Source organism: Vibrio sp. 1F253 (genome assembly GCF_041439295.1).
GTDB classification, from domain to species: domain Bacteria; phylum Pseudomonadota; class Gammaproteobacteria; order Enterobacterales; family Vibrionaceae; genus Vibrio; species Vibrio tasmaniensis_A.
Map to the genome: position 1 here is coordinate 1 of NZ_JBGONU010000115.1, position 3,121 is coordinate 3,121.

Below are 3,121 nucleotides of genomic sequence, written 5' to 3' on the forward strand. Positions count from 1 at the left end.
GATTTCGGTGTTCAATTTGAGTGTATTGGTAGCGTTGTCAGCTACTTAATTGGGCTACATGGACTCCCTCTTTTGTCAACAATAGCTCCCGCTGACAACAGTGGATCGGACAGCAGCTCTACATTCGGTGTTTAATCGGAATCGTTCCGTCACCTTGATGATATTCGCTTGATGCCAGCCTCATTCGTTAAACAGTATTTATTACTTCCCAATTAAACAGGTTTAGGCATCTCGGTCTGGTCGTATTGTCATCATTTGCTATTGCTTTGACTCGGTGAGTGTTAACCGTTTACATAGTTAATCTTGTACTCTTTTCCTGTTGTTAATAATGCCCATATTATACGAGCGTTTTTTGCTGCTAGGGCGACAGCTGCTCGTTTATAACCTCGTCGTTCAACGAGTTGATTTAACCAAATACTGTTGCGATCGGTTTTCTCTTTACATCGTGCAATAACGGCTCTTGCGCCATGAATAAGTAGAGTGCGAATATGTTTTTCGCCTCTTTTGCTGATGCGACCAAGATGAACATGACCACCTGTTGAGTATTGTCTTGGAACCAACCCTATCCAAGCGGCAAATTGGCGGCTAGAGCCAAATTGTTTGGCGTCATTGACGGTCGCGACAATGGCACTTGCACTGTGTTCACCGACACCTGGAATATCCATGAGGGCTTTGGCTGAAGCCATCTCACGAACTAAAGCAGAGACTCTACGATCATAGTGCAATACTTCTAGGTTAAGGTGTTGAATCTTGTTCGATAGATCTTGAAGTAGCTCTCGAGCGAGTATAGGCAAACCATTTTCTGCATCTTCAAGGACGCTACCAATGGTGTTTTGAGCCGAGTAGCGACCCTGCGGCATCACAATGCCAAATTCGGAAAGCAAACCTCTGAGCTGGTTAATAGTCGCCGTTCTTGTTTTAATTAGCCCCTGTCGAATACGGTGCAGGCAAAGCACAGCTTGTTGCTCTTCACTTTTTATAGAGACAAATCGTGTTTTGGGTCTAGATACCGCTTCACAGATGGCCTCTGCGTCATTGGCATCGTTCTTCTCATTTAGTCGATATGGAATAACGAATTTGGACGCCATAATTTTCGGGTTATGACCTAGTTTCAGTAGCTCTCTCGCCCAGTGGTGTGCACCAGAGCACGCCTCCATACCGATGAGGCAGGGCGGTAACTTCGCGAATGTGTCTAAGAGTTTGTTTCTTTTGACAGTTTTGCATAGGACGCACTTGCCATATGCATCAACGCCGTGAATACTGAATACATTCTTGGCGAGGTCAACGCCAATAGTTTGAATGGTGGACATAGTAACCTCCAGTTCTTCAGCGTGTACTAAGTAAGTATGGCACGCAGAGTGTCAGGTAGAGGGAGTCCATATCATTCGTTAGTTTTACAAAGGTAGACTATGGATCAATACGAAGAAAAAGCTCTTAAAGATATAGAGCAGTATGGATGTCATATTCTCCATATCATGGCAGAGGATGAGTACCCAGGATTCTCTTATTCAATTGGCATAGAGAAAACAAGCAGTCAACCAGAGATAATAATCACTGGTTTAAATCAAGAGGTAGCACATTGGATTGCAAACGAATACAACAATAGAGTTAAAGCTGGTGAGATATTTAAACCAAATGAATACTATTCAGGCTTCCTTGAAGGATTTGATATAACTTTCAAAGAAGTAAGTCCAGAATACTACGCAGAATACTACGCAGAATACTTTGGTTGGACTAACTGGCTTTACAAAGGTAATAACTTTAAAGTCCTCCAGTTCATCTACCCAGATACTTCTGGTGTTTGGCCTTGGGATTCTGAAGCATCAGCAGATTTTAAATGGTTTTTACCTAAGCTATATGCAAACTAACAATAATTTAAGCAGATTCGTAATGCTTGGCATTTTCGGTTTGGATCAACTCTAGTGTTTACGGCACAATGCTTTAGGTAAGGTGGTGGCGTTGCTCACTACTTAATTTGGCGTCAGGTGCTCGAAGGAAAAGGTAAGTATGGAAATTGCTTTTCAGCAGATAAACATTGATGATTTCGAATTGTGCGTTGCTGCGAGAAAAGATGCATACTTTTGTAGTTTTGGGCATTACGACGGTTTCGAAGACTTCATCAGTGGTTATCGTGAACGAGTATTAGACCGGTTAGCAACATCAGGATGGTTCTATATCCATATATTTGTGGATGGTCAGTTTGCAGGGCAGTTAGAGTTTCGTAGCTTTTCACCCGAGCCGGAGACTGGCTATGTACATCTCATTTACTTAAAGCCTAATTTTCGTGGTTCAGGACTCGCTGCAAAATTGCAGGATTATATTGTAAGCACTTTGAGTAAAACGGGTTGTTCGCGTGCTGTACTTTCAGTAAGCCGAACTAACCATCGAGCTCTCACATTCTATAAGCGCCATGGTTGGGAGTTTGTGCGCAAGAATCCCAAACACGATGAAACAGACTTTTACCAGCTTTTGCTACGCACCTAACAAACAATTTAATCAGTTATATGCTCGGAGAAAAATATGAAAAAACTATCAATCATCACGCTGGGCGTATCAAATATCGAGTCCTCAGCAAAGTTTTATGAAGCGGTGCTTGGGTTAGAGCGTACAGATTATAAATCTGATGAAATTGTATTCATGAATGTTGATGGTCCGGAGTTAGCTTTATTTTCTAAACCCGAATTAGCTAAAGATGTTGGTGTTGAACCAGATGGTTCAGGTTTTGCCGGTATTACACTGGCTAGAAATGTCGACTCTTCTCGTGAAGTGCTTAGTCTTCTGAACAAGGCAGATGCAAATGGTGGGAAAATCGTAAAGCAAGGGCAGCCTGTGTTTTGGGGTGGTTTTTCAGGTTACTTCTCTGATCCTGATGGGTACTTGTGGGAGATAGCTGTAGGTTCAGAGCTCTATAAAGCAGAAATGGAGCAACGCACATAACAATAGACTATGGTTTCAAGATACTTTTTCATACCTGATCTTGATGCAACTAAGTCATTTAAGCTAACAAGGTTTTGTCCAAAATCGTCACAATCTGAATTTTGACACACGGCATTTTCTAGCTCGAAAATGTCGGGTGGACGACACTTGTTACCAAGTGCCGTCTCCCTAAGAACCCAGCGTG

5 protein-coding genes are annotated in these 3,121 nt (G+C 42.4%); 3 read left to right on the plus strand and 2 right to left on the minus strand.

Going from position 1 to position 3,121, the window contains the following annotated elements:
- Positions 1-281: 281 nt before the first annotated feature.
- Complete coding sequence (locus tag ACED28_RS22960) at positions 282-1,310, minus strand: IS110 family transposase (RefSeq protein WP_371710834.1); 1,029 nt, start codon at positions 1,308-1,310, stop codon at positions 282-284.
- A gap of 99 nt (positions 1,311-1,409) precedes the next feature.
- On the opposite strand from ACED28_RS22960, the gene ACED28_RS22965 reads away from it, so the two are divergent.
- From ACED28_RS22965 to ACED28_RS22975, 3 genes are all read left to right on the plus strand, one after another.
- Positions 1,410-1,868, plus strand: coding sequence for a DUF4262 domain-containing protein (locus ACED28_RS22965; protein ID WP_371710835.1), 459 nt, complete (start codon positions 1,410-1,412; stop codon positions 1,866-1,868).
- A 139-nt stretch (positions 1,869-2,007) separates the two neighbouring features.
- Complete coding sequence (locus ACED28_RS22970; RefSeq protein WP_102573270.1) at positions 2,008-2,484, plus strand: N-acetyltransferase; 477 nt, start codon at positions 2,008-2,010, stop codon at positions 2,482-2,484.
- A gap of 36 nt (positions 2,485-2,520) precedes the next feature.
- Positions 2,521-2,937 carry a VOC family protein gene (locus tag ACED28_RS22975; RefSeq protein ID WP_305368090.1) on the plus strand — a complete coding sequence of 139 codons (417 nt, stop codon included), beginning with the start codon at positions 2,521-2,523 and terminating at the stop codon, positions 2,935-2,937.
- Here ACED28_RS22975 and ACED28_RS22980 read toward each other — a convergent pair.
- Positions 2,907-3,121 (minus strand): hypothetical protein (locus tag ACED28_RS22980; RefSeq protein WP_371710836.1); only part of this gene is annotated, 215 nt, incomplete at its 5' end. The two genes, ACED28_RS22975 and ACED28_RS22980, sit on opposite strands and share 31 nt — an antisense overlap.